This is a genomic window from Helicobacter sp. 13S00477-4, assembly GCF_002272785.1.
In the GTDB taxonomy this organism is placed as follows: Bacteria; Campylobacterota; Campylobacteria; order Campylobacterales; family Helicobacteraceae; genus Helicobacter_J.
This window is the reverse complement of record NZ_MLAS01000009.1, coordinates 1-25,820: the sequence shown is the minus strand read 5'-3', so window position 1 is coordinate 25,820 and position 25,820 is coordinate 1. Positions and strand designations below refer to the sequence as shown.

The 25,820-nt window shown below is 31.9% G+C and carries 25 protein-coding genes; 16 read left to right on the top strand and 9 right to left on the bottom strand.

Annotated elements, in window-relative coordinates; genetic code table 11:
* Positions 1 to 3: 3 nt before the first annotated feature.
* The 9 genes from BKH44_RS05570 (at position 4) to BKH44_RS05530 (ending at position 8,635) form a co-directional block, all read left to right on the top strand.
* Positions 4 to 1,566, top strand: coding sequence for an AMP-binding protein (locus tag BKH44_RS05570; protein ID WP_095270997.1), 1,563 nt, complete (start codon positions 4 to 6; stop codon positions 1,564 to 1,566).
* 154 nt (positions 1,567 to 1,720) lie between these two features.
* Complete coding sequence (locus BKH44_RS05565; RefSeq protein WP_095270994.1) at positions 1,721 to 2,608, top strand: formyltransferase family protein; 888 nt, start codon at positions 1,721 to 1,723, stop codon at positions 2,606 to 2,608.
* A complete protein-coding gene (locus tag BKH44_RS05560) occupies positions 2,608 to 3,387 on the top strand; it encodes a hypothetical protein (RefSeq protein ID WP_095270992.1) in 780 nt (259 codons plus the stop codon). Before BKH44_RS05565 ends, BKH44_RS05560 begins: the two co-directional genes overlap by 1 nt.
* A gap of 19 nt (positions 3,388 to 3,406) precedes the next feature.
* Positions 3,407 to 3,721, top strand: a complete 315-nt coding sequence (locus tag BKH44_RS05555) for a hypothetical protein (protein ID WP_095271148.1) — start codon at positions 3,407 to 3,409, stop codon at positions 3,719 to 3,721.
* Positions 3,718 to 4,449, top strand: coding sequence for an SDR family oxidoreductase (locus BKH44_RS05550; RefSeq protein ID WP_095270990.1), 732 nt, complete (start codon positions 3,718 to 3,720; stop codon positions 4,447 to 4,449). The genes BKH44_RS05555 and BKH44_RS05550 overlap by 4 nt, the downstream gene beginning before the upstream one ends.
* Positions 4,442 to 5,800, top strand: coding sequence for a fatty acid--CoA ligase family protein (locus BKH44_RS05545; RefSeq protein WP_095270989.1), 1,359 nt, complete (start codon positions 4,442 to 4,444; stop codon positions 5,798 to 5,800). Before BKH44_RS05550 ends, BKH44_RS05545 begins: the two co-directional genes overlap by 8 nt.
* A gap of 55 nt (positions 5,801 to 5,855) precedes the next feature.
* On the top strand, positions 5,856 to 7,199 hold the full coding sequence (locus tag BKH44_RS05540; protein WP_095270986.1) for a fatty acid--CoA ligase family protein: 1,344 nt from the start codon (positions 5,856 to 5,858) through the stop codon (positions 7,197 to 7,199).
* A 101-nt stretch (positions 7,200 to 7,300) separates the two neighbouring features.
* Complete coding sequence (gene rpmB / locus BKH44_RS05535) at positions 7,301 to 7,489, top strand: 50S ribosomal protein L28 (protein ID WP_095270985.1); 189 nt, start codon at positions 7,301 to 7,303, stop codon at positions 7,487 to 7,489.
* Positions 7,490 to 7,507: 18 nt separating this feature from the next.
* The gene (locus BKH44_RS05530) at positions 7,508 to 8,635 is read left to right on the top strand and encodes a potassium channel protein (RefSeq protein ID WP_095270982.1); all 1,128 of its coding nucleotides are present in this window, start codon (positions 7,508 to 7,510) and stop codon (positions 8,633 to 8,635) included.
* 15 nt (positions 8,636 to 8,650) lie between these two features.
* Here BKH44_RS05530 and uvrB read toward each other — a convergent pair whose 3' ends face one another.
* Positions 8,651 to 10,633, bottom strand: a complete 1,983-nt coding sequence (uvrB, locus tag BKH44_RS05525; protein WP_095270980.1) for an excinuclease ABC subunit UvrB — start codon at positions 10,631 to 10,633, stop codon at positions 8,651 to 8,653.
* Between the two features lie 80 nt (positions 10,634 to 10,713).
* On the opposite strand from uvrB, the gene BKH44_RS05520 reads away from it, so the two are divergent.
* Genes BKH44_RS05520 through BKH44_RS05510 form a run of 3 tightly spaced genes read left to right on the top strand, consistent with a single transcriptional unit; the run spans position 10,714 to position 13,012 of the window.
* Positions 10,714 to 10,932, top strand: coding sequence for a DUF904 domain-containing protein (locus BKH44_RS05520; RefSeq protein ID WP_095270977.1), 219 nt, complete (start codon positions 10,714 to 10,716; stop codon positions 10,930 to 10,932).
* The gene (locus BKH44_RS05515) at positions 10,929 to 11,144 is read left to right on the top strand and encodes a hypothetical protein (RefSeq protein ID WP_095270975.1); all 216 of its coding nucleotides are present in this window, start codon (positions 10,929 to 10,931) and stop codon (positions 11,142 to 11,144) included. The genes BKH44_RS05520 and BKH44_RS05515 overlap by 4 nt, the downstream gene beginning before the upstream one ends.
* Positions 11,141 to 13,012 (top strand): primosomal protein N', encoded by a 1,872-nt coding sequence (locus BKH44_RS05510; RefSeq protein WP_095270973.1) that lies wholly within the window; start codon positions 11,141 to 11,143, stop codon positions 13,010 to 13,012. The genes BKH44_RS05515 and BKH44_RS05510 overlap by 4 nt, the downstream gene beginning before the upstream one ends.
* Before the next feature lie 2 nt (positions 13,013 to 13,014).
* Here BKH44_RS05510 and BKH44_RS05505 read toward each other — a convergent pair whose 3' ends face one another.
* From BKH44_RS05505 to der, 4 genes are all read right to left on the bottom strand, one after another.
* Positions 13,015 to 14,007, bottom strand: a complete 993-nt coding sequence (locus BKH44_RS05505) for a c-type cytochrome (RefSeq protein ID WP_095270970.1) — start codon at positions 14,005 to 14,007, stop codon at positions 13,015 to 13,017.
* 95 nt (positions 14,008 to 14,102) lie between these two features.
* Positions 14,103 to 15,839, bottom strand: a complete 1,737-nt coding sequence (locus BKH44_RS05500; RefSeq protein ID WP_095270968.1) for an ATP-binding protein — start codon at positions 15,837 to 15,839, stop codon at positions 14,103 to 14,105.
* Positions 15,836 to 16,744: a cation diffusion facilitator family transporter gene (locus BKH44_RS05495; protein ID WP_095270965.1), complete on the bottom strand. Its 909-nt coding sequence runs from the start codon at positions 16,742 to 16,744 to the stop codon at positions 15,836 to 15,838. Before BKH44_RS05495 ends, BKH44_RS05500 begins: the two co-directional genes overlap by 4 nt.
* A 34-nt stretch (positions 16,745 to 16,778) precedes the next feature.
* Entirely contained in the window at positions 16,779 to 18,152 is a 1,374-nt protein-coding gene (der, locus tag BKH44_RS05490) for a ribosome biogenesis GTPase Der (protein ID WP_095270962.1), read from the bottom strand.
* A 106-nt stretch (positions 18,153 to 18,258) separates the two neighbouring features.
* Here der and BKH44_RS05485 point away from each other — a divergent pair, with 106 nt between their 5' ends.
* The 3 genes from BKH44_RS05485 to BKH44_RS05475 all read left to right on the top strand — a co-directional run bounded on the left by BKH44_RS05485 (position 18,259) and on the right by BKH44_RS05475 (position 20,675).
* Complete coding sequence (locus tag BKH44_RS05485) at positions 18,259 to 19,047, top strand: cell surface protein (RefSeq protein ID WP_095270960.1); 789 nt, start codon at positions 18,259 to 18,261, stop codon at positions 19,045 to 19,047.
* A gap of 153 nt (positions 19,048 to 19,200) precedes the next feature.
* A complete protein-coding gene (locus BKH44_RS05480; protein ID WP_095270958.1) occupies positions 19,201 to 19,896 on the top strand; it encodes an ABC transporter ATP-binding protein in 696 nt (231 codons plus the stop codon).
* A complete protein-coding gene (locus tag BKH44_RS05475; RefSeq protein ID WP_095270955.1) occupies positions 19,893 to 20,675 on the top strand; it encodes a hypothetical protein in 783 nt (260 codons plus the stop codon). The genes BKH44_RS05480 and BKH44_RS05475 overlap by 4 nt, the downstream gene beginning before the upstream one ends.
* Before the next feature lie 62 nt (positions 20,676 to 20,737).
* On the opposite strand, the gene kcuS is transcribed toward BKH44_RS05475, so the two are convergent.
* From kcuS to BKH44_RS05455, 4 genes are all read right to left on the bottom strand, one after another.
* Positions 20,738 to 20,938 (bottom strand): KCU-star family selenoprotein, encoded by a 201-nt coding sequence (gene kcuS, locus BKH44_RS05470; protein ID WP_095270952.1) that lies wholly within the window; start codon positions 20,936 to 20,938, stop codon positions 20,738 to 20,740.
* Positions 20,935 to 23,007 (bottom strand): carbon starvation CstA family protein, encoded by a 2,073-nt coding sequence (locus tag BKH44_RS05465; RefSeq protein WP_095270949.1) that lies wholly within the window; start codon positions 23,005 to 23,007, stop codon positions 20,935 to 20,937. The genes kcuS and BKH44_RS05465 overlap by 4 nt, the downstream gene beginning before the upstream one ends.
* Before the next feature lie 126 nt (positions 23,008 to 23,133).
* Complete coding sequence (locus BKH44_RS08810; RefSeq protein ID WP_095270947.1) at positions 23,134 to 23,274, bottom strand: hypothetical protein; 141 nt, start codon at positions 23,272 to 23,274, stop codon at positions 23,134 to 23,136.
* Positions 23,275 to 23,343: 69 nt separating this feature from the next.
* Positions 23,344 to 24,693 carry a 3-deoxy-7-phosphoheptulonate synthase class II gene (locus BKH44_RS05455; RefSeq protein ID WP_095270944.1) on the bottom strand — a complete coding sequence of 450 codons (1,350 nt, stop codon included), beginning with the start codon at positions 24,691 to 24,693 and terminating at the stop codon, positions 23,344 to 23,346.
* Between the two features lie 434 nt (positions 24,694 to 25,127).
* Here BKH44_RS05455 and BKH44_RS05450 point away from each other — a divergent pair.
* A partial coding sequence (locus BKH44_RS05450; RefSeq protein ID WP_143428309.1) for a hypothetical protein occupies positions 25,128 to 25,820 on the top strand: 693 nt, incomplete at its 3' end.

Genomic DNA, 25,820 nt, shown 5'->3' with positions numbered 1-25,820 from the left:
ATAATGAGGGGTATTTTTTATCCTAAAAAGGGAAAAACAGGCAAACCAGTGAAAATCAATGTCATTGAATATTTAGAAAAAACAGTCCAACAATATCCCGATAAAATAGGATTTGAGGATACTTCTGATTGCTTAAATTTTAAAGATTTTTATCAATTTTCTCTTTATATCTCAACATATCTAGTAGGCTTAAAAATTGATTGTGTGCCTATAGCCATTTTCCTCCCTAAAAATATCCAATCACTTTTATCTATAGCAGGGATTTTACTTTCTGGAAATGTTTATATGCCTTTGGATATTAAAAGCCCTAAAGAAAGATTAAAATCTATTTTAGAAAATATCAATCCTGATTTTATCATCACCGATAAAGTCAATCAATCTAAATTAGAAGGTATTATTGAAAATAAAAAGATTTTATTGATTGAAGATTTGATCCAAAAAATTCAGCCAATTAAAACTAATTTTGAATCTAGGATCGATACAGACCCTGCTTATATTATCAATACTTCAGGTTCTACAGGTATCCCAAAAGGAGTAGTAGTATCTCATCGTTCTATTATTGATTATATTGAATGGATTTTGAATGAAGATAAGATTTGTCCTAAACCTGATGATATTATTGGCAATCAATCACCTTTTTATTTTGATAAATCTCTCTTTGATATCTACCCCACTTTTAGTATAGGCAATACCCTCATCCTCATCCCTGAAGAAAAATTCATCTTCCCTATAGAAAGCCTAAAATTCTTAGAAGAAAAACACATCAACTACATCTATTGGGTACCTTCTATCTTAAATACTATCCAAAATCAAAACCTACTTCAAATATGCAAACCCAAATTAGAAAAAATATTTTTTGGAGGCGAAGCAATGAATGCAAAAGTGCTTGAGTATTTTAAATCCCATTACACAAATGTTACCTTTGGGAATTTATACGGACCTAGTGAAATCACAGATATTTGTGCTTATCATATTATCCAAAAAGATTTTGATAGTACACAACCCATTCCCATAGGCAAACCCTGCAGAAATACTCAAATCTTCTTACTTGATATGCAAAACCAAAAAATTACTTCCAAAAATCAAATAGGTGAAATCTGTGTTCGTGGCAGCTGTCTTTCACTAGGTTATTATAATGATTTGGAAAAAACAAATTCAGTTTTTATTCAAAACCCTCTACATCAAAAATATGAAGATAGGGTATATAAAACAGGTGATTTGGGTTATTATACTGCTGATAGACATATCATACTCACAGGCAGAAAAGACCAACAAATCAAACACAATGGTTACCGTATAGAACTTGGAGAAATTGAGCTTGCATTAGGAGATTTTGATGCTATAGAAGGAGTATGTGTGGTGTATGATGAAGGTAAAATCATCCTGTGCTATCAATCTTCAAACAAAATATCAAAAACACAATTTTTAAAACATCTCCAAAACAAAATAGCCAAATATATGCTACCTCAAGAATATATTTTATTTGAAAAATTGCCCTTAAATGCAAATGGAAAGCTTGATAGAATTGCTATCAAAGGAATCGTCAAAAACAAAAAACCATTATAGATATATAAAATCCCAAAACCCTAGGAACCTCATTTTATGATTTGGAAATTTTTTAATAAGATATTAAAACCTTTTAGTATAAAATTTGCCATCAAAAAATAGGAAAGTTGAATAATAAACAATTATTTTTTCCTCTTTGAAGGATAGCTTGAATATGATTTATAAAAAAATAATCTTGATGGGACAAGGAACTATAGCTTTAGAAATCTTGAAACATCTCTTTGAATTCAAATCCTTTATTGAAGTAATTTCTTATAAACCCAATTATTTTTGTATGCTAAAAACTTTCTGTGAAAAAAAAGAAATTTTTTATAAAGATTTCAAAGATTCTCTTCAGATCACAAATTTTTTATCCACAATCAATGTTCCAACCCTCATCATTAGTGCTAACAACAATTATATATTCCCATCTGTTATCCTTTCAAAAAATAATTTCAAGATCATCAATTTTCATAATGCTCTTCTTCCTCAATATAAAGGTGTCAATGCACCCATTTGGAGCATTTACAATCAAGATAGCACAACAGGAATCACTTGGCATATAGTCACAGAAGATATTGATAGTGGGAATATCATCATTCAAGAAAATATCCAGCTAGATGATGATATCACAAGCTTCAAGCTCATCAAAAACCTTATGCAATTAGGTATAAAAACATTTTTACAAATCAAACAAAATTTACTCAATGATAAATTGAATACATACCCAATGCCATATTCTGATATCAAACCAAAAAAATCAAATCAACTCCCCAATGATGGATTCTTAGATATTGAATGGGGAAAAGAAAAAATCAGTGCATTCCTTAGGAGTATGGACACCAAAGGCATACTGCCTAAGCCAAAAATAAAAATATCACAAACTGAATATATTATCACAGAATACAAACTTAACAATCCTATAATCAAAACAGATTCTATGCTTTTAAACAAAAATAATATTTATATGCTTCTGGAAGAAAAAGGCTTGGGGGGGGGGGCATTAAAAAAATATTCAAATAACCCTATTTACCTTCCTTATTATCAAGAAAAGATATGTTAATGAAGGTATTGAATCCAAATGAAATTTGTAGTTTTAAGCAAAATCTCCCACATAACTGCATTTATACTAACTATTTTTCCCCAATTCAAAAACCACTCCTCCTGAGCCAAACACAAAAAACATTGATTTTCCTCAAATTGATTGAATCTTTTTATCAAATGTATTTCATCACTTCAGATTTAAAGGATTTTGACACAACACTTAAAAATCTTCCATTTGACAATCTAAGTCTTCACATTGTCCAAAAAGGCGAATTAGAATCAAATCTAAAAAATATCATTCAAAAATATTTTAAACTTGAAGGCAAATATGAAAAAATGCTAATCCAGACTAAAAATCTTCAATTAAAAATGAAACCTATCCCAGAACCAAATAATATTTTTTATGCTACTCAAAACGATTTGGATTTTATCCATCAAAGCTTATATAGAGATTTTGACATCAGATTTGACCATCTACCAGACAAAAAAACCATCATTGAACTCCTAAAAAATCAGCAGGCAATCGTCATAAAAGAGGATTCCATCATCAAAGCCTATTGTATTTATACTCTCAATGCCAAAACAGCTCATTTTAACTATCTACTCAATCTTGAAGCCATGCCATTTGAAATCATTGCATTGATGGAAAAATATTATCAAGATATGAAGAAAAAAAATATCCAATATATCTATCTATGGGTAGATGTGATAAAAAATAAACGCGTCAAAGCTATGCATATCAAATATGGCTATCAAAGTAGCAATATTTTCAACTATGTTTTTAACCAAATCAAATAAGGAGTGCAATATGAATCCAATAGAACAAAAAATACAAAATCTTATTTATCAATCCCTGCAAAATTTGAGCGATGAGCTTGAAAATGAATTGCTCAAGCAACCTAATAAAAACACTAAAATTTATGGTGTTGATGGCAATTTAGACTCTTTGGCTCTGGTTTCTCTCATATCAGATATAGAAATGGGGTTGAGTGATGAAATGGGGATTGATATAACCATAGCTGATGAAAAAGCTATGAGCCAAAGAAGTTCACCCTTCAAAGATGTGAGTACTTTAAGTGCATATATCTCAAAACTCATTGATGAAAAAACCACTCAAGCTCCCTGCCAATGAAAAAAATCTTTATCATCACAGGGACAAGAAAAGGGATCGGAAAAGACTTGAGTTTGTATTATCTGCAAAAAGGGCATATTGTATGTGGATGCTCAAGGGGTGAATCCAGCATACATCATCCCAATTATAAGCATTTTGAGCTAGATGTAAGTGATGAAAAAGCAGTCGTTAAGATGACAAAAGCGATACAAAAAGAATTTGGCAAGATTGATATTTTACTCAATAATGCTGGCATAGCTTCTATGAATCACCTCCTTTTGACACCATTTAAAACCTTACAAAATATATTTTCTACAAATGTATTTGGGAGTTTTTTATTCATCAGAGAATGTGCAAAGATTATGAGTGTTAATCATTCTAAATTCAAAAAAGAAGGCAATGACGCACACTTTAGGATTATCAATTTTACCACAGTCGCTACACCTTTAAGGCTAGAAGGAGAAGCAATCTATGCAGCTTCAAAAGCAGCCATTGTGAATTTAACAGAAGTAGCTAGCAAAGAACTCGCTCCTTTTGAAATAACAGTAAATGCAATTGGACCTACTCCCGTACCAACAGATTTGATAAAAAATGTCCCCAAACAAAAAATGGATGCTCTACTTTCAAGACAAGCTATCAAAAGATTTGGAACTTTTGAAGATGTACTCAATGCTATTGAGTTTTTTATCAGCGAAAAAAGTGATTTTATCACAGGTCAAATACTCTATCTTGGGGGAATAAATGGCTGAATTTACCCATCCATTTTTACAAAAACTCACCACCTTTAAAGACAAACAAGCACTCATTTACGAAGGCAAATCCTATAGTTATCAAACCTTACTTGAACACACAAAGAACAAACTTCAATATTTGAAAAAAATCCAATCAGGATCAATAATAGGTCTTATTGGCGATTATGATATTGATAGCTTGAGTCTATTTTTGGCTGGGATTGAAAAAAGACTTATCCTTACCCCTCTGACTAATGACAATACAATTGATTTGAAGCTTTATGAGGCAAAAGCTAATCTCCTTTATCAAAATGGAATATTTAAAACACTCAATACAAAATATGAAAAAAATCCAATTTTGCAAAATCTTGAAAAAAAAAGTGGTTTGATATTATTTTCAAGCGGCTCGACAGGTAAACCAAAAGCGATCCTACATAATCTTGACAAACTACTAGATTCTTATCTAAATAAAAAAATAAAATCTATGTATATTTTACTTTTCTTAATGTTTGATCATATTGGTGGACTCAATACTCTTTTTAGCACACTTGCGATTGGAGCTTGTGGTGTGGGGATAAAAGACAGAAAAAATATTCAAGCATTGGCTAAAATCATTCAAGATTATAAAATTTCTCTACTACCAGCAAGTCCATCACTCCTAAATTTGCTTCTTTTGAGTAATGTCTATCAAGCTTATGATTTGAGTTCACTAAAAATCATCACCTACGGAACAGAACAAATGCCAGATTCACTCCTAAACAAACTCAGACTTGCATTCCCAAAAGTTAGGTTTCATCAAACATTTGGCACTACAGAAATAGGCATTATTCAGACAAAAACTTCACAAAATTCCTTCAAATTAGAAGGAATTGCTTATAAAATCCTCGATAACCAGCTCTACCTCAAATCAGACACGCAAGCATTGGGTTATCTCAATACCTCAAAACCTGCATTTGACCATAAGGGATATTTCGCAACTGGTGATTTGGTGGAAACATTTCAAAAAAACAACGAAGAATACATTAAAATCATTGGTAGGATAAAAGAAGTCATCAATGTAGGGGGAGAGAAAGTTTTACCTTCAGAAATTGAGGGAGTTGTACTTGAAATTGAAGGCATTGTTGATTGTTTGGTTTATGGAGAGTCTAATCCTATTACCGGACAAAGCATTGGATTAAAAGTTGTTTTGGATTCAAAAATATTGGATTGTAATGATAAAATTGGATTAAAAAAAATCATCAGGAAACATTGTAAAAAGTATTTATCAAATTATAAAATTCCAACCAAAATAACTGTTGTAGAAAAATTAGAAATGACACAGAGGTTTAAAAAAATCAGAAAATCAACAACATATATGGGGGGGGGGTAGATAGTTTTTCTACTTATTGTTTTTTTGAGTGCGATTTTGATATTTTGGATGTTTTATGCAAAGTGTCATAAAACATCCATTTTTTGAAAGATTAAAAAATTATCAAGACTCTCTTGCTATCATTGATAAAGATAAAAAGTATACCTACGCAAATTTATATGAATCAATCAAACAATCAATTTACTCATTAGAAATACCAGATCAAAGCATAGTTGCCCTCATAAGTGATTATAGTTTTCAATCCATAGCTATACTATTGTCTTTAAGCATAAAAAAATGCATTATTGCTCCTTTAAATCCAGAAAATCCAAACCATTATCTACAAGACTCTCCTATTGAATTTATCATCACTAAAGATAAAATCTCCAAACTTCAAAAGAATACTCATCCTTTTATCCAATATCTAAAAGAAAAACAAACAAGTGGACTCATCCTTTTTAGCTCCGGAAGCACAGGGAAACCAAAAGGGATAGTGCATAATCTTGATTCAATGCTAGATTCATACTCACAAAAAATACCCAATCCAACAAACACTGCAGGAATATTTTTACTTGATCACATAGCCGGTATTGATGTGCTTTTCAATCAACTTGCTATTGGCGGAACACTCACTATCCCTAAAAAACGAACACCTTCAGAAGTCTGCAAACTCATTGAAAAACACAATGTTGAAATCCTCCCAGCTTCTCCAACTTTTTTAAAGTTACTGCTATTAAGTGGGGTGCTTGAAGAATATGACTTGAGCTCACTAAAAATGATCATTCATGGCTCAGAAATAATGCCTGAAAAAATCCTAAAAAACTTAAAAAAATCTCTTCCATTTGTAAAATTCAAACAAAGCTTTGGGACAAGTGAAACAAATGCAATAAAAACAAAAAATTCAAAAACCACTGAAGGCTTTATAAAAATTGATACTTCACACACCCAATATAAAATAATCAATAACGAATTATGGCTAAAATCCAAAACACAAGCATTGGGTTATCTCAATGCTTCAAATAATTCCTTTGAAGATGGATGGTTTAAAACTGGCGATATCGTTGAAACATTAATAGAAAACAACGAAGAATACATTAAAATCATTGGTAGGATAAAAGAAGTCATCAATGTAGGGGGAGAGAAAGTTTTACCTTCAGAAATTGAGGGAGTTGTACTTGAAATTGAAGGCATTGTTGATTGTTTGGTTTATGGAGAGTCTAATCCTATTACCGGACAAAGCATTGGATTAAAAGTTGTTTTGGATTCAAAAATATTGGATTGTAATGATAAAATTGGATTAAAAAAAATCATCAGGAAACATTGTAAAAAGTATTTATCAAATTATAAAATTCCAACCAAAATAACTGTTGTAGAAAAATTAGAAATGACACAGAGGTTTAAAAAACAACTTGAGATATAAAAAATTCTTTTCATATGCTGAATTTAAGTTGGCTTTGAAGATTTTTTTAATATAATTAGAGATTAATGCAAACAAAAGAAAATTTCAAACAAGGTAATATTATGGCAAAAAAATGTTTTATCACAGGCAAAGGACCAATGGTAGGAAACAATGTAAGTCACGCGAATAATAAAAATAAAAAAAGATCACTGCCTAATCTCAGAAGTATACGTATTAAACTTGAAGATGGATCTTCAATGAAAATTAAAGTAGCTGCTTCGACTCTTAGAACAATGAAGAAAAAATCTTAAAATTAGGGCAAAAATGCCTTGTTTAATAAACTAAAAAAAATCATCCACTGGGGCAACACCTCAAAACCAGATATTGATCTTCGACCTGAGTTATATGAACAATTCAAGGCTTTTAGACTCCCTCTTGTCCTTATTCAAATTTTTATCCTGATTGGAACTTTAGGATATTTTGCTCTGGAAAATTACACACTTATCCAAGCATTTTTCCAAGCTTCTTATACCTTTACCAATACAGGTTTTGGTGCTCTTAATGAAAAAGATTTTGGTCCTGTTGCCATTATCTTTACGACATTTTTAATGCTTGCTGGTGCAGGAGTTATAACCTTTAGCGTCGCTTTTATCATCAGCATTATCAATAATGGAACATTAACAAGACTCATCAAGGAGAAAAAAATGGTAAATAAAATAGCAAGGCTACGCAACCACTATGTTATCTGCTATCACAATGAATACACCATTGAACTCAGCAAACAATTTCGAGATGCTCAAATCCCTTTTGTAGTAGTCGATAACCAACCAGATTTCGAAAAAGAAGCTATTAAACATAAATATCCTTATTACATAATCAGTGATCCACACACTAATATTGCTATGCTAAAAACACACTTATCTAGTGCCAAAGGTATTGTTACATTTTCTAAAATCTCCTCTGATAATATTGCACTAATTGTTTCAGTGAGACTTTTTGAAAAAGAACTAAGTCGACGACCTTATTATATTATTTCAAGTGCAGACACTGAAGAAGATGTAGATAAACTAAAAAAACTTGGTTCAGATACTGTTGTATCACCTACAAAACTAATGGCTCAACGTATTAGTGCTATGGCTATCCGTCCAGATATGGAAAATTTACTTGAAAGATTTGTTTACAAAAAAGATACACCTTTAGATCTTGAAGAAGTTATTGTGCCAAAATACAGTTGGCTTGTTTTACACAAACTCAAAGAAGCACATTTCAGAGAAATCACAAAAGTGTCCATCATTGGCATCACACAAAAAGATGGCAAGTATATCCCTATGCCTGATGGTGAAGCAGTGATTGCTAGTGAGGCAAAACTATTAATGATAGGTACTTCTAATGGCATAAGAGAAACAAAACGTTTTATCACCAAAAAACAAAAACCCAAAGAACTTGATTATGTATAAAACGTAATGATTTTCTTATAAACTACGGATTTTAGCAATTTCATCACGCAATCTCGCAGCTTCCTCAAAATCAAGCCTTTTTGCAGCTTCTTGCATTTTTTTATTCAATCCTTTGACAATAGAATCTCGCTCAGCTTTTGGAATCTTTGATCTCTTAAGTGCCTTTTCATAAATCTTAGCATTTGCACTGGACTCTAAACGCAATTCTTCCTCAACATTTCTAGCTACAGATCTTGGAGTAATATGATGGATTTCATTAAATTCTTCTTGTTTCTTTCGACGATAGTCAGTAATATCCATTGCTTTTTGCATACTTTTAGTAATCTTTTTAGCATAAAACAATACTCTGCCATTGATATTCCTTGCTGCTCGACCCATTGTCTGTATTAAACTAGTTTCACTACGCAAAAAACCTTCTTTATCTGCATCCATAATTGCTACCAAAGACACTTCAGGTAAATCAAGCCCCTCCCTTAATAAGTTAATCCCAATAAGCACATCAAATTCACCAAGCCTTAAACCTCTAATAATATGATTGCGCTCAATTGCATCAATTTCACTGTGCATATACTGAACCCTTAAACCTAATTCCGTATAATATTTACTCAACTCTTCAGCCATTTTTTTTGTGAGGGTAGTGATAAGCACTCGTTCATTTTTTGCAATAACTTTTTTGATCTCATCAAAAAGATTTTCCACTTGCGTATCACTATCCCTTACCTCATAAGCAGGATCAAGGAGTCCTGTAGGACGAATAATCTGCTCGGCAATATTGCCATCGCAAAGTCCTATTTCAAGCTCCGCAGGTGTAGCAGATACAAAAAGATAATGCGGAGCTTTATTGATAAATTCATCAAACTTCAAAGGTCTATTATCTAAAGCTGAAGGCAACCGAAATCCATATTCAACAAGAACATTTTTCCTGCTCATATCTCCAGCATACATCCCACCAAACTGTGGCAAACTCACATGAGATTCATCAACTATGACTAAATAAGGTTTATTTTTTTGAGCAAAATAATCTAACAAACTATAAGGGGTTTCTCCTGGAGCTTTTCCAGTAAGATGTCTAGCATAGTTTTCAATACCCTTGCAAATTCCACTAGTAGCAATCATTTCTAAATCAAATTCAGTTCTCCCTTTTAATCTATTATACTCAACCATCATATTTTCTTTTTGAAAAAAAATCAATCGATCGTGCAATTCATCTTCAATATTTTTAAGTGCCATATTTAATCTTTCCTGCCCTACAATAAACTGATTAGCAGCATACAAAACATATGAATCAAGCTTTTTTATCTCTGTGCGTTCAATGTTATCAAAAATAGCAATTCTCTCTACCTCATCACCAAAAAACTCTACACGTATAAATTCTACTTCATTATAAGCAGGAAATATATCTACGCTTTCTCCTTGCACCCTAAAATTACCTCTGTCAAAAAAATTATCATTCCTACTATAACCCATATCAACTAATTTAAGCAAAAACTCTTTATAATTCCTTTGCTCTCCAGTTTCTATTTTTTCTATCATCGTGAGGTATTCTGCAGGATTCCCTAAACCATAATTCGCTGAAACACTAGCCACCACAATCACATCATCGTAAGCTAAAAGCGATGTTGTGGCTGAAAGCCTAAGCCTCTCAAGATCTTCATTAATAGAGCTATCCTTTTCAATAAAAATATCTCTACGTGGGATATAAGCTTCAGGCTGATAATAATCAAAATGAGAGATAAAATATTCAACATGATTTTTTGGAAAAAACCCTTTAAATTCACTATACAACTGTGCACATAATGTTTTATTATGACTCATAATCAAAGTAGGCATATTAAGCTTAGCTATAATATTTGCCATCGTATAAGTTTTCCCGCTTCCAGTAACACCTATGAGTGTTTGATAACGATGGTTAGAAGCAATACTTTTTGAAATTTTTTCTATGGCTTCAGGCTGATCTCCTGCAGGAGAATAAGGGGAATTAAGTAAAAACTTTGGCATTATTTTTCCTAAAAACAATAGAATATTCTGTTACAATTATACTTTAATTAGGCTGTATTAAACCTATTTCAGGAGTAAAAATGTCTTTAATCAACAAATTGAGTGAAAAAATCGATCTGATATTACAAAAAATAAAATCTCAAGAAGCAGAAATTGAAGAACTTCGTCTAAAAATCACTACATTTATGGCTCAAGACAAAGAAAAAGACAAGCAAATTTCTTTATTATATGAAGAAATAGCCAATAAAGATAAAAGTTTACAAGAGCTTTATGATAAAGTTAAAGAAATATTAGAATGACTCAAGAATTCATTGAAATCAAAATTTCAGGCAGAAAATTTCAGATCAGACTCAATGGTTTCACTCAAGAAGCTATAGATGAAATCAAACAGACCTTTGAAGATCAAAATTTAGAACTCGTAGAATTGTTACAATCTCATTTAAATAAAATCCAAGAATATTCACTCCTCAATCAACATTTAAAAGGCATTTTACAAAAAATCTCACAATGAATTATTATCAAATAGCCCCACTTAAAGTCAACTCTCCTATTTTCACCTATCAATCCCCAAATACATTCCAAAAAGGTGATATTGTAAATATTTATATCAAGAATAAAAAAACTCAAGGTGTCATACTTTCTGATTGTCAAAAACCTAATTTTACTTGCAGAGAAGCTACAAAAACACCTTACTATTTTGGATACAATCAGATAATTTTAGCTGATTTTATTGCTCAATACTATTGTTGCAGTTATGGAGAAGCTTATGGGCTATTCATACCCTTTGAAACAAATCATTTAGATTCAATCATTCTCCCTACTGATTCTTATAGCACAAATCCACTCAACATACACCAAGAAAAAGCACTCAAAACAATACAAAATCAGCCTTTTAGTCTACTATTTGGAGATACTGGTAGTGGAAAAACAGAAATATACATCCAATTGCTCATCCAGACAATCTCAAAAAAAAAGAATGCCTTTTTTCTAATGCCTGAAATCTCTCTGACTCCACAAATAGAAGAACGACTCAAAAATGTATTTGGAGATATTGTAGGCATATGGCACAGCAAAATATCGGCCAAAAAGAAAAAAGAAATACTCCAAAAAATTCAAACAAGTCAAATAAGGATCATTGCTGGAGCTAGAAGTGCTCTTTTTTTGCCACTCCCAAATCTAAGTCTAATTATCATTGATGAAGAACATGATGATGCTTACAAATCTCAAAATAGACCTACATATAATGCTAGAGATATCAGTCTATATCTGGGTAAAAAAAATAAAATAAAAATCATCTTAGGCTCTGCTACACCAAGCTTAACTAGTTATGAAAATGCAAAAAAAACTAATAGTCTTATCCGCCTAAAAGGCAGACATTTTGATTCCAAAAAAGAGATTTTATATGAAAATCACCTCACTCAAATCACTCCTTTTATCCTAAATCATTTGGAAAAAACACTCAAACAAAAAAAACAAGCTATCATTTTTCTACCTACAAGGGCAAATTTTAAAACTATCCTCTGTCAAAATTGTGCTCAAAGTATCCAATGTCCCTTTTGCAGTATTGATATGAGTTTGCATTTGGGGAAAAAAATCCTCTGTTGTCATTATTGCAACTATACCCTTCCTATCCCCTCATATTGTCCAAATTGTAAAAACCATGACCTTTCTACCAAAAGATTAGGCACTGCACAAGTAGCACTTGAATTACAAGAGCTACTCCCACAAGCTTCAATTGCAATTTTTGACAAAGATCACACAAACACTCAAAATAAATTAAAAAAAATCCTCAATGATTTTAATCATAAAAAAATAGACATCCTTATTGGCACACAAATGATCAGTAAGGGTCATGACTATCATAGTGTGAGCCTTTCAGTTATTTTAGGAATTGATTATCTCTTAAGGAGTGGGGAATACAGAAGTTATGAAAAAACATTATCGCTTATCCATCAATTAGCTGGAAGAAGTGGGAGAAAAGAAAATGGTGAAGTTATCTTGCAAAGTTTAAATTGTGATTTCTTAAAAAAGTTCATGGATGATTATGAAGATTTCATAAATTTTGAGCTTACGCACAGATCACATTCCTATCCACCTTATACAAAGCTAGCAATGCTTCGTTTCTCGCATGTTGAAGATGAAAAAGCAAAAAAAAATATGGATTTTATCATCAAAATACTTGAAACATTAAAAAATAAAGAAATAATTATTATAGGTGCTGGAAAATGCGGTGTAGAAAAAATAGCTTCAAAATACCGCTATCAAATTTTTCTTCGCTCTACATCGCATACAGCTATTATGAAGCTAATGCATAATATCAATAGTTATTCACAAAAAATGGGGTTTGAAATAGATATTGATCCTATCCAAACCATTTAAGATTATTTAGTCATTCCTTTGTAAGGACCAAATTGATGTTGTTTTTGAGGTAATTTATCTAAATAAGGTCCTACGACTGCATCAACAGGTTTAACTCTTTTATCAGGATAATCTTTTTCGCCACCTTTTTTAACAGGTCGTGGCTGAGAATTGATATAAGCAGCAACATCATAAGCCTGCTCATCAGTCAAGTCAGGATTTCCTTGAGGCATATTTGCTTTGATATAAGCTGCTGCCTTAAGCTCGCGATGCATACCAGCTCCAGTATTATAACTGTCCTTGCCCCAAAGAGCCGGGAAAAGATAGTAAGCACCATTTGAAGGATCAGGATTTTTCATACCCTCTCCATTATCTTGATGGCAAGCAACACATTTTTCCTTAAAAACAATTTCACCTTTTTTAGGATCTGCAGCCCTATCCATCAAAGCCATCTTTACAAGACCTTGCCCTTTGACTTTTCCTCCAACAGGAATACCTTGTGAAAGCCATTGCATATATGTAACGATAGCTTTCATTTCTTTTGAATCTATAGGCAAAGGCTTACCATTAAGACTCCTTGTCATACATCCATTAATCCTATCTTCCAAAGTATTGATAGAATCACTTCTTGAACGATACTCAGGGAATCTAGCATAAACTCCCACAAAGCCAGATTGATAAGGCACAGTACCCCCAAGAGCATGACAGCTCGAACAAGAAAGATTACTTCCAGCATATCTCATTTTTGGATCTTTAGCTTGAGGACCAACATATTTTGTAGTCTCATTCAAAATCTTATTACCCAAAACTACCATTTCAGTATATCTAGAACCTTTTGGCATTTTGCTTTCATCAACATACCCATCTTCTTTCATTGCTGCAGGCAATTTCCATTCACTAACAGGCAAATTTATCCCTGTTGCTTCCTTTTGTTTGGCTAACTTGGCATCAAAACCAAAACTTACTCCAGCTACCAATGGCAAAATTACCAAAACTTTTAGTCCTAATGATTTCATTCCTTTCTCCTCTAGTTTTTGTTTGTCTCTAATAATACTACTAAATAATTAAACAAAAATTAAAAATAGTCATATCCTTTTGTTTATATCTATTTTTATGATTGAAAACCTACATTTTTTTCTCCATCAAAATTTCCACTTTGCTCTTTTTTTATCTCTTCAATAAAATCTTCCTTGTCAAAAATAGCCTGAGTTCGAGTCGCAACCTTATAAGCCGTATTCTTAATGACTAATAAAATCTGCCCTCCGCTCAAAGGATAAGTGGCTAATTCACTCGCTAGCATTTCAATTGAACAAGACTTATGATATTGTGCATTTTTAGGGAGATATTTTTTCCACAACAATATCCTTTGTTCAATAGAAGGTTTTTTGAACTCTATCTTATAGTTAAACCTACGCGAAAATGCCACATCAATAGTTTCCAAAAGATTAGTTGTAGCAATCAAGATACCTTCAAACTTTTCAATCTGTTCTAAAAAAATATTTTGCATCTGATTGTGCATTTTTTCAACACCACTCCCACTATTGACACGTGTACTCAAAAATTGATCAGCCTCATCAAGCAAAAGTATTGGATTATTTTTGAATTTTTGAGCAATATCTTTATAGCCATCAAATATCTTACGAACATTTTTCTCTGATTCTCCTACATACATTGAAAGAATCTTTGAACAATCAAAACTTATAACAGATTTTTTAAGGCTTTTAGCAATCCCTAATGCAGTAAGTGTTTTTCCTGTACCAGGAGGTCCATAAAAAATAATCTTAGCATCAATACCTTTACCTTTCTCTTTAATACCCCACTCTCTAAGTCTAGCAATAACTTTTGCATCAACTTGCCTGAGTAATGCATTCAAAGTTTCTTTAGTTTTTGGAAATAAAATAATTTCATCTAAACTGATTTTAGGATCAAGGATTTCAAAAATTTCCTGCTCTTTCACCAAAGATTGTAATGTGATTTTGGTCTTCTTTTTCTTTCGATTTGGATGGACTATAGTTTGTAATACCTCTTCAGGTATAAAAAATGTTCTGCTGATGCCCCCAAAAGGATTAAGCATTTCATCATAATCAATAAGATTTTTTTCTATTAAGGTGCTTTTTTCATCTAAAAGCGTGCGATTTTTAATCCTATCATATTCATTCTCGCTCACCAAATCTATCAAACTATTCATATCCCTCAGACTTTCATCACTGCCAGAATACTCCTCTTTAAGCAAAGCAAAAAATATGATTTCTTCTTTAGTATTTAAAGAATTTTCTTTGATAAGCATTTCAACACGGATAGGTATTTTTGTGATTTTGAGTCGAGATAAAATCCTATCTTCTAATAACTTGATACGTTGTTTTGTACGAGAAAGTGATGTAGGAGAAACTTTTTGAAAACTATAGCCAATCTTTTGAAGTAAATCAATACGTAAAAATTGATCTTTTAGGTATTCTAAATGATCGTCATAAGGACTGATTTCAGGTAATTCAAGATTAAGCGTACCATCTTCAAGGAGTTTTAAAAAACTTGGACTCAAAGCAATATTTATATTCAATATTTCCAAAATTACAATTTCATTCACCCTAGCAGAAACAAAACCACTCTGGATAACCCATCCTAACTCTAAAAGATTCTTTATATTAGGCAAATACTGCAGCAAATCTATCTGTTTTGCCTTAAAAATATTGCCCAAAAGATTCAAAACATTAAACTCATCATTACTGCCTAATAGTGCTTCGGCCATATATTGTAAAATTTTTGCTTCCAAAGTATTGCATTTCAAATAAGGGTAAATAGTAGATTTTTCAATATCCTTAGAATAGATAAAATCAATATAATGTTTCAAGCATTTTTCCTTTTTATAAAACTAAGATTATTATTTTCAAAATACTCTACAGGCTCTAAATGAGTCGTTATTTCCCATTTTTTATTCATATCAATGCTCCTGATACGATTTTCTATCTCATCACAAATACTATGGGCAGATAAAAGTGTGATTTGTTTTTCAAATATCAAATAAACGACAACAAACACACTATCTCCAACAATACGAGTTTTTAGATTATAATAACCTAAAATTTCACTATCATTTAAAATATACAATAAATTATCATGAGTTTGTTTATCCAATGCTGTGTCCAATAGCATCAAAATACCCGAACGAATGATCTTTAAAGCCCCATAAGCAATATAAACAGCAATAAAAACACCTAATATAGGATCTATCAATGAAAAACCACTCAACCCTATGACTAAGAGCGAAATCAAAACTGCACCATTGCTAAATAAATCGCTTTTATAATGCAATATATCTGCTTCAATAACAGGATTTTGACTGATTTTTGCCACTTGATACAAAAATAATACCAATCCGCCCACAACAATCATACTTAATATCATCACCCAAATTGCTGCATTCATATTATTCAAAATAGCACCAGAATGCAAACGAGTAAATGATTCATAACAAATATAAACAGCAGAAAGTAATATCAATATGCCCTCAATTGTTGTGGCAATGTATTGTATTTTTCCAAATCCATAATTAAATTTCTCATTTGAAGGCTTGGAAGCTTCTTTAAGGGCAAAATAATTAAATGCCGATATACAAATATCTAATAATGAATCAATCGCACTTGCCAAAACAACAATTGAACCAGTCAGAAGAGCTACAACAAATTTTATTACCATCAAAAAAATGGATATAAAAGTAGCCAATATCATTGCCCTTAAGGGAGTAAAAAAATCCATCAATATCTTCTCTGAAAATAAAATTTATAAACCATTAAAAATCCTCTTGGGTATTTTGATTCTTACCTTTTGGTATGAATATAATTGGAGTACCTAAAAAACTAAATTTTTCTCTCATAACATTAACCAAATACCTCTTATAGCTAAAATGCAAAGCTTTTGGTCTATTCATCACTAAAGAAATACGTGGAGGTTTTGTATCATATTGCGTCGCATAATAAATCTTTACAATTTTACCATGATCACTTGGAAGGGAATGCCTTTTTGTAGCCTCTGAAATTGTCTCATTTAAGATGCTAGTAGGGATACGATAAGAAAAATATTTATAAACTTCTAAAATTTTCTCTTTGAGTTCTTTGATATGACGATGATTCAATGCACTAATTGTCAATATAGGTGCGTATTCCAAAAATCTAAACTTTCTTTTCAATTCTGCAATTATCTCTTTGTATTCAGCACGACGAATATCCCATTTGTTCAAGACAATAATAACCCCTAAGGCATATTTATCTACCAAAGAACTGATCTTTTCATCTAATTCTACAAAAGACACACTCACATCTAAAACCAACAAACAAATATGGCTTTTTTGAAGAACTTTATTTGTCCTATCCATGGCATATTTTTCTATGCCTTCAATCTTACCTCTTCTTCTGATACCTGCAGTGTCAACAAAACATACTTGTTTATTATCAATAAAAATATTTTCATCAACAGGATCAATCGTAGTCCCTCCTATTTCAGAAACCACACTCCTCTCTTCTCCTATGAGTGCATTTAACAAAGAGCTTTTACCAACATTCACTCTACCAATGATACCTACACGGATTGCATCATCAGGTTTTTGAGGATCTTCTTGAATATTTTGGATATATTCAACAATATCTTCATCCTCATCTTGGTTGTATAATACCTCTGTCTTAAAACCTAATTGAAGCAAAATTTTTTCAATAAGATTTGATATACCCCTATTATGACTCACAGAAATAAAGGATATATCTTTTGTCCCAAAAGAAACAAAATCATAAGCAAGTTGCTTGTCTTTATCGTTATCAATTTTGTTGACAACCAAAAAACATTTATTATTGATTTTACAAAGCTCTCTAAAAAGCTTCTTATCATCATCTTGAGGTATCACCTTCCCATCTGTTAGATAAATCACAACATCAGCTTCTCTAGCAGTTTTTAAACTCAAATCTTTTACATGTAAAAACAAAGAAGAGCTATCATCAAGACCACCTGTATCACAAATTTCAATTTCATTTCCATTCAACATGATGATTTTCTTATTGACATCCCTAGTAGTACCAGATATCTCAGAAGTAATAGCTATCCTCTCTTTGGCAAAACGATTGAATAAAGAACTCTTGCCAACATTTGGTTTTCCTAAAATTGCGATTTTTTTCATAAACTTGCTTCTCTTTAATGATATTTTTCTTATAATCTTTGATTCAGATTTAAAAAATAGTTATGCAATCATAACCAAAACTTTAAAATCATAGGAGTAAAATAAAATGAAAAAACCCTTATTGGGAACACTTTTAGGTATTATCCTGATAAACTTCCTAAATGCTCAAGAAGACCAAAATATACTTCCCCTACCTACCCAAAAAGAAGAAATAAATCTTCCGATCACTAAAGCTCCCACACAAAGCACTTCCACTCAACAATCTGATGAAGAAATAATAGACAAAAAAAAATCTAAAATCCTTGAAAATAAACAAAATAAAAATCTTGATGGCTCAAAAGAAACTACTACTAACAAAAATGACTCATCTCCAACCATAAATCTCCTTAAAGATAAAAAAGATAATAAAGCTAAAAAAGTTATCTTCATTCAAGAAGAATTTTATGAGCCAAAAAAAGAAGATATTAATGTTGAAAAACAATCCCAAATGCTCATTTTAAATGTCTATTCCAAAGAATTACAAAGATTTATGGAAGGCGGCATATATGAATCAAAACAACAAGTGCAAACTTTTGCATTAAAAGATTCCTTCACTCAAATCACTAATATCAATGGCAAGATTTACGAATATAAATACGCACAAAAATCAATTGACAGATATTCGACTATTGGTACCTACAAAAACTATCCACTCAAAAAACTCTCTACAAATAAATACCAAATAATCATCAAAAAAATCCCTCCAATATTTGTCATCAAAGGCTGTAAAATAGTCATAAAAAAAGAAATATCAGGGACATTGAATCAAACACAAGAAGTCATCATAAATCTGGATACCAAAAGAGAGCTTAGAAATAAAAGTTATTTTGATTTGTTTTTAGAATGCCCAAGATAAATATGACTAAATACACAAATAAAATAAAACTATGCCAAATTAAAGAAATTTAATTGGATTATTGCTCAGGAGATTTTTAGCAAAATCAGTGTCATTTTTAGATAAAATCTAAAACAAAGTTAGATTAAATTTCGCCAAAAATCTGGAGAAAAAATGCAAAATACATTCATTGATATCCAACATCTTTATAAAAACTATAAAAATACGCCTGTATTAGAAGATATCAATCTTTCCTTGCCAGATAAAAAAATCATTGGTTTATTAGGTCCTAATGGAGCAGGAAAAACTACATTAATAAAAATTTTAGCCAACCTTTTACATCAATATCAAGGTAAAATACTCATAGATGGAAACAAACTAGGCATAGAAACTAAAAAAATTACTTCTTATCTCCCTGATATTAACTACTTAGATGAAAATTGGAATGCTCAAAAAGCATTAAACTTTTTTGGAGATTTTTTTGGAGATTTTGATAAACTCAAAGCAAATAATTTACTCAAAAATTTTCAAATCCCCTCACAAAGAAGTTTCAAAAATCTATCTAAGGGAACCAAAGAAAAACTCCAACTCATCCTAACCCTTTCTCGCAAGGCAAAATTATATTTATTTGATGAGCCTATTGCAGGCGTAGATCCCTTAGCACGTCAAGAGATTTTTGATCTGATATTGCAAAATACACATTCAAATGCAAGTGTGCTTATCTCAACTCATCTTGTCAATGATGTTGAAGATTACCTTGATATGTGTATTTTCATCAAAGATGGCAAAATCATTAAATTTGACACAACTCAAGAAATAAAAGCCCACTATAAAAATCTTGAAGAGGCTTTTAAAGAAAGTTTTAGATGAAAAAAATATTAAAATATGATTTTTTAGATAATTATGCAGGTTTATTGCTTATCAATGCAATTATATTTTTTTGTTCTATAGGGATTGCTCTTATTTCTATTCCAATTACATTATATTCTCCTTATATAGAAATATTAAATACAGCACTTTATAGTGGATTTTTTATCGGTTGTTTTTTTGCACTGGTATTCATAGTATTAGCTATTTTCAACTCTATGAATAAGAAACTATTCTTTACACAAGGATACTTGACTTTTTCACTACCTATTAGCATTGATGCTATTTTGCTACCAAAAATCTTCATCAATCTATTCTGGTTAGCTACAACACTACTCACACTTTATGTTTCATTATTTTTATCAAAACTCTTCAATCCTAATCTGTCAATAATCCTGATAATAGATACATATACACAAATTTTTTCAAATCCATTTAATTCATTATTATTGCACTTAAATCTCTTTATCACATCAGCATTATTCCTTGTAAAATTTTTATTCATACTTAGCCTTTTGAATATCGGAAAAATCAAAAAATATCGATTCATTATAGGAGTTTTAATATTCGCAGGGATAGAAATTTTATTGGGTATTTTTAAAGGCTTTTTTTGGATATTTTTATCCCATTTTTATACTACTATCCAATCAAACATTTTATATTCATATGATATTAATAATATGGAAAATTCAATAATGCTCTATGGTATAAAATGCATCCAAATCATCATTTTTTATCTATTAAGTCGCTACCTCATTAAAAATAAACTTGAACTAGAATAAACTTTAGATTAGCCATTTTGCTAATAGAAATTTGATTGACATACCCTATGTCCTTTTTTCTATCAGCATCTATTCGCATTAAAACTATTATAACGTCTCTCTTGAGCCTCTTTAAAAAACTCTTTCCTATTTTGAGGGATTTTATCTGGATGATGCTTATACATATGCTCCAGATACTTATCATAGCTAGGAAGACCTACCAACAAGTAAAAGAATCGATCAGACTTTTGATAAAATTTTAAAATTTTTTCAACGATTTTCATTTATTTACCTCAACATAATCAGCTTCCTGTAACGGAGGGTAGACATTTTGCTTCCCATCCTTTAAATACCTAAAACAAACCCTCACACAAGAAATAATCACCATCAAAGTTACCAACATAAAAAAAACACACAAAATTGCATTCACAATATTATTAATAATAATTGTTTGAATAGCATGGATCTGTTGAGGATCATCTAAAGAAGCAAGCTTTTTAGTCAAATTTTGTGCTATAGCAATATGACTGACACTATCTGCTATCTCAACACCACTTGCAGGCATAATTTTTTGAATACCAGCATAAAATGTTGCGGTGAGGACAAAGATAGCAGGCAAAGCAGTTATCCAAGCATATTTAACCCTGCCCATTTTAAATAAAATAACTGTTCCAAGCAAAAGTCCCATTCCTGCCAACATTTGATTACTCACACCAAACAATGGCCAAAGCGAATAAATCCCTCCCTTTGAATCAATAGCACCTTGATAAAGAAAATACCCCCAACCACATACACAAATCGCTGTAGCAACAATACCAGCAAAATAAGAATGCGTATTCCCTAAAGGCTTATAAATATTACCTAAAATATCTTGAACCATAAAACGACAAGTCCTCGTCCCAGCATCCACAGCTGTCAAAATAAAAAGAGCTTCAAACAAAATAGCAAAGTGATACCAAAAAGCCATCATTTCTGGACCGCCTATCATCTGATGGACAATCAATGCCAAACCAATAGCAAAAGTAGGAGCACCACCGGTTCGACTCAAAATTGTCTGTTCGCCAATATTATGAGTAAGGTTAATGATTTCTTCAGGAGTGATCTGAAAACCCCAGTTTGAAATAGTCTGCACAACTGAAGAAATATCACTTCCAATAGTAACTGCTGGAGAATTGATAGCAAAATAGACTCCTGGATGTAATATACTAGCAGCAATTAAAGCCATGATAGCGACTGCTGATTCCATAATCATAGAACCATAGCCCACCATCCTCGCATGAGATTCTTTTTCTAACATTTTAGGCGTAGTCCCTGAAGCAATCAAAGCATGAAATCCACTGATTGCTCCACAAGCAATAGTTATGAATAAAAACGGAAATAAACTCCCAGCAAAAACAGGACCACTTCCATCAAGATATTGCGTGATTTTTGGCATTTGCAAAGGTGGGGCAACAAAAACAATCGCTATAGCCATCCCCAAAATAACACCGATTTTCAAAAAAGTACTCAAATAATCTCTTGGAGCAAGCAAAAACCATACAGGCAAAATAGCTGCTACAAACCCATAACCTATCATCATTATCGCCAAAGTCGGTGCATCGAAAGTAAAATAAGCAGCCAAAACTTCATCTGCTGCAATATACCTACCATAATATAATGCAATCATAAGCAAAACAAATCCAATCACAGAAGCTTCACCTACTTTACCCGGACGAATATAACGCATATAAACACCCATCAAAACAGCAATAGGTAATGTCATTATGATAGTAAAAAATCCCCAAGGACTTTCAGCCAATGCCTTCACAACAACCATTGCCAAAATAGCAATGATAATCAACATAATCCCAAAAATCCCTAGCATTGCAAAACCACCAGTAATATGCCCTAATTCATCTTTTATCATTTCACCTAAAGACTTACCATTACGTCTTATAGAAGCAAATAAAACCACAAAATCATGGACAGCACCAGCCAAAACTCCCCCCACTAAAATCCATATCATGCTAGGCAAATAACCCATCTGTGCTGCTAAAATTGGACCCACTAATGGTCCTGCACCTGCAATAGCAGCAAAGTGATGTCCAAAAAGGACAAATCTATTGGTAGGGACATAATCTTTCCCATCATTATGAACTACAGCAGGAGTCGCACGATTATCATCAAGCTTAAGAACCTTATAAGCAATAAATTTGCTATAAAATCTATAACCAATACTATAAATACACACACTAGCTACAATCAACCATATTGCACTAATATTTTCTCCCTCATTGAGAGCCAATACACCAAAACAAAATGCTCCCAATACTGCAATGATTATCCAAAAAGAAAAAACAAAGGTTTTACTCATCCTATTACCCTTAAAATTTTAGATTTTGGAATCATAGCTAAAATATCAATCGAGACAAAAAACAATATATTTAAATATTCTACAGAAGTAAAAGCGAGGAAAATGCCAATGGCATTTTAAAATAAATCATTTTTGTTCAGGTTCCCAAGTTGTCTGTTCAGATGGAATATAGTTTGACTCATCTTTTTTTACCTGTTCTTCATTCACAACACATCCATTCAGGAAAAATACACCCATTGTTCCAATTACCATAAATATTTTTACCATTTTTATCCTTTTTTAGTTTGATTTTCAAAGACTCAAGATTATATCAAAAACTTAAAAAACAAAAATGCTCTATAACTGCCTATTTTTCAAAATATCAGCAATCAAAAATGCCAGCTCAATGGCTTGAGTTGCATTCAAGCGAGGATCGCATTGTGTATTATAATTAGAACTCAAGCCTGCCTCAGTAATAGCTTGAGACCCCCCTACGCATTCTGTTACATCTTGTCCAGTCATTTCCAAATGCACACCACCAGCATAGCTACCTTCTGAAGAATGGATTTCAAAAAAGCTCTTGACTTCTGAAAGCACCCTATCAAATGCACGCGTTTTATATCCTGAGCTTGCCTTCATAGTATTACCATGCATCGGATCGCAACTCCATAAAATTTCTCTGCCCTCAGGATTGATTTCTTTGAGGAGTTTAGGGAAATTTGTCTTGATAATATCTGACCCCATACGAACTATAAAATTCAAACGACCCGCTTCATTAAGGGGGTTGAGTATATCACAAATACCCAAAATATCCTTTTTGGTTGCATTTGGACCAATCTTGATTCCAAGCGGATTCTTTACCCCTCGCAAAAACTCTAAATGAGCCTCATCAAGTCCCCTTGTACGCTCACCAATCCAAAGCATATGTGCAGAACAATCATACCATTGATCACTCAAGCTATCTTTACGCACCAACTGCTCTTCATAATTTAGCAATAAAGCTTCATGACTGGTATAAAACTCTGTTTCTTTCAAAATAGGAGTATTTTGCACATTAATGCCACAAGCCTCCATAAAGCCTAGTGTTTGAGTAATCCTATCGGCCAATTCTTCATATTTTTTTCCAAAAGGATTATTCTTAACAAAATCCAAATTCCAACGATGAACTTCATTTAAATCTGCCAATCCGCCCTGTGCAAAAGCCCTAATAAGGTTCAAAGTCGCAGCACTTTGATGATAAGCTCGTAGCATCCTATCAGGATCAGGGACTCTACTTTGTGTATCAAATTCAACGCCATTGATAATATCACCACGATAACTAGGCAACTCAACCCCATTAAAAATTTCACTATCACTTGATCGTGGTTTAGCAAACTGTCCTGCAAGTCTCCCGACTTTGATGATTGGGCAACTGCCTGCAAAAGTCAATATAGCACCCATTTGGATGATAACTTTGAACATATCACGGATATTCACAGCATTGAATTGAGAAAAAGACTCAGCACAATCTCCACCCTGAAGCAAAAAAGCCCTGCCCTTAGAAGCTTCTTTGAATCTTTCTTTTAAATTCCTAGCCTCTCCAGCAAAAACCAAAGGCGGATAACTCTTCAATTCACTTTCAATCTTTTCAAGCTTCTCCTCATCAGGATAAACTGGATGTTGTTTTATAGGAAAATTCCTCCAAGACTTAGGATTCCAATCTTTCATCATCACTCCAAAGATAATAATTTAAATCATCATTCTATCAAAAACTTCCCAATCTCAAATCCATAAAAACTCTAAACACTAAGTATCACTCAACTCCTTGATATAAAATCTTCTTTCCTAAATTTTTTTAGTTTAAGATACTTCACATCATATCCACCCTTATGGATTTTACCCATTGGGTGGTCAACTTATCCCTACTCTATACAAAAACCTAAAAACTTATCAATCATTAAAATCTTTCTTTAAAATCTTTAATTTCTTTGAAAGCAATTAATTTACTATACCCCCCCCCCCATAAGTAAAAAAATCAATTTTATATTGACATTTATGAAAATAAGTTTTATAATATTCTAAACATTTGACAAAAAAAGGTTCTATAATGAAAATGAAAAAAACATACTTAAAAATCTCAACAATAGTTTGCTTGATTGCTTATGGGGGGGGGGGCATCATTAAAAGCTGACTCTATCTCTGCAGGGAGTTCAGTATCAACAACTCAACCAATCCAGTCCTTCAATATAAACCTTCAAACGGCACTCTCTTTCTCCAAAGACAAAGCTAAATCAGGCATAGAAGAGCAATTCAAGATTCTCAATGAGAATAAGGCTGAAGTAGAAAAAAGCATTGATACATTAAATAAGAAACTTGTTTCAGAAAAAAATAATATTAAAGAAAATATAATTGAAGCGTCTAATTCTATTCACGCAGCTTTCATTGAGGCTTATTTCAGTAATAATGAAATAAAAAATTTAAGAACTTTACTAAATGATTTAAAAAATTTAGTAAATAATAGTAGTTTAATAACTTATACTGAATTAAAAAATAGTTATTTGCCAAATATGATAAATAATTTAGATAAAATTGAAGAAACTTTTTCTAACATTCAAAGTTATTCTAATCCCACAATAACAACATATATAAAAAACAACCTAGACAACCTTTCAGAAATCAACAACAATATCCAAACCAATCAAACAAACCTTCAAGCCATCGAAAACAAAATCGCTCAAATAACCACCCTAGCTAAAATACAACAAAAAGCTATCTCCACTATCCATTCAGAACAAAAAACACTCTCATCTCTATCCAATGCTACCTATAATAATCTCTCTGCTTTGAACTTTTCT

What these genes read in the sequence shown, in the direction of transcription:
- BKH44_RS05570 (WP_095270997.1), top strand. Translation starts at nt 4, where the DNA reads ATGAGGGGTATTTTTTATCCTAAAAAGGGAAAAACAGGCAAACCAGTG.
- BKH44_RS05565 (WP_095270994.1), top strand. Translation starts at nt 1,721, where the DNA reads ATGATTTATAAAAAAATAATCTTGATGGGACAAGGAACTATAGCTTTA.
- BKH44_RS05560 (WP_095270992.1), top strand. Translation starts at nt 2,608, where the DNA reads ATGAAGGTATTGAATCCAAATGAAATTTGTAGTTTTAAGCAAAATCTC.
- BKH44_RS05550 (WP_095270990.1), top strand. Translation starts at nt 3,718, where the DNA reads ATGAAAAAAATCTTTATCATCACAGGGACAAGAAAAGGGATCGGAAAA.
- BKH44_RS05545 (WP_095270989.1), top strand. Translation starts at nt 4,442, where the DNA reads ATGGCTGAATTTACCCATCCATTTTTACAAAAACTCACCACCTTTAAA.
- BKH44_RS05540 (WP_095270986.1), top strand. Translation starts at nt 5,856, where the DNA reads ATGCAAAGTGTCATAAAACATCCATTTTTTGAAAGATTAAAAAATTAT.
- rpmB (WP_095270985.1), top strand. Translation starts at nt 7,301, where the DNA reads ATGGCAAAAAAATGTTTTATCACAGGCAAAGGACCAATGGTAGGAAAC.
- uvrB (WP_095270980.1), bottom strand. Translation starts at nt 10,633, where the DNA reads ATGCCAAAGTTTTTACTTAATTCCCCTTATTCTCCTGCAGGAGATCAG.
- BKH44_RS05520 (WP_095270977.1), top strand. Translation starts at nt 10,714, where the DNA reads ATGTCTTTAATCAACAAATTGAGTGAAAAAATCGATCTGATATTACAA.
- BKH44_RS05515 (WP_095270975.1), top strand. Translation starts at nt 10,929, where the DNA reads ATGACTCAAGAATTCATTGAAATCAAAATTTCAGGCAGAAAATTTCAG.
- BKH44_RS05510 (WP_095270973.1), top strand. Translation starts at nt 11,141, where the DNA reads ATGAATTATTATCAAATAGCCCCACTTAAAGTCAACTCTCCTATTTTC.
- BKH44_RS05505 (WP_095270970.1), bottom strand. Translation starts at nt 14,007, where the DNA reads ATGAAATCATTAGGACTAAAAGTTTTGGTAATTTTGCCATTGGTAGCT.
- BKH44_RS05495 (WP_095270965.1), bottom strand. Translation starts at nt 16,744, where the DNA reads ATGGATTTTTTTACTCCCTTAAGGGCAATGATATTGGCTACTTTTATA.
- der (WP_095270962.1), bottom strand. Translation starts at nt 18,152, where the DNA reads ATGAAAAAAATCGCAATTTTAGGAAAACCAAATGTTGGCAAGAGTTCT.
- BKH44_RS05485 (WP_095270960.1), top strand. Translation starts at nt 18,259, where the DNA reads ATGAAAAAACCCTTATTGGGAACACTTTTAGGTATTATCCTGATAAAC.
- BKH44_RS05480 (WP_095270958.1), top strand. Translation starts at nt 19,201, where the DNA reads ATGCAAAATACATTCATTGATATCCAACATCTTTATAAAAACTATAAA.
- BKH44_RS05475 (WP_095270955.1), top strand. Translation starts at nt 19,893, where the DNA reads ATGAAAAAAATATTAAAATATGATTTTTTAGATAATTATGCAGGTTTA.
- kcuS (WP_095270952.1), bottom strand. Translation starts at nt 20,938, where the DNA reads ATGAAAATCGTTGAAAAAATTTTAAAATTTTATCAAAAGTCTGATCGA.
- BKH44_RS05465 (WP_095270949.1), bottom strand. Translation starts at nt 23,007, where the DNA reads ATGAGTAAAACCTTTGTTTTTTCTTTTTGGATAATCATTGCAGTATTG.
- BKH44_RS08810 (WP_095270947.1), bottom strand. Translation starts at nt 23,274, where the DNA reads ATGGTAAAAATATTTATGGTAATTGGAACAATGGGTGTATTTTTCCTG.
- BKH44_RS05455 (WP_095270944.1), bottom strand. Translation starts at nt 24,693, where the DNA reads ATGAAAGATTGGAATCCTAAGTCTTGGAGGAATTTTCCTATAAAACAA.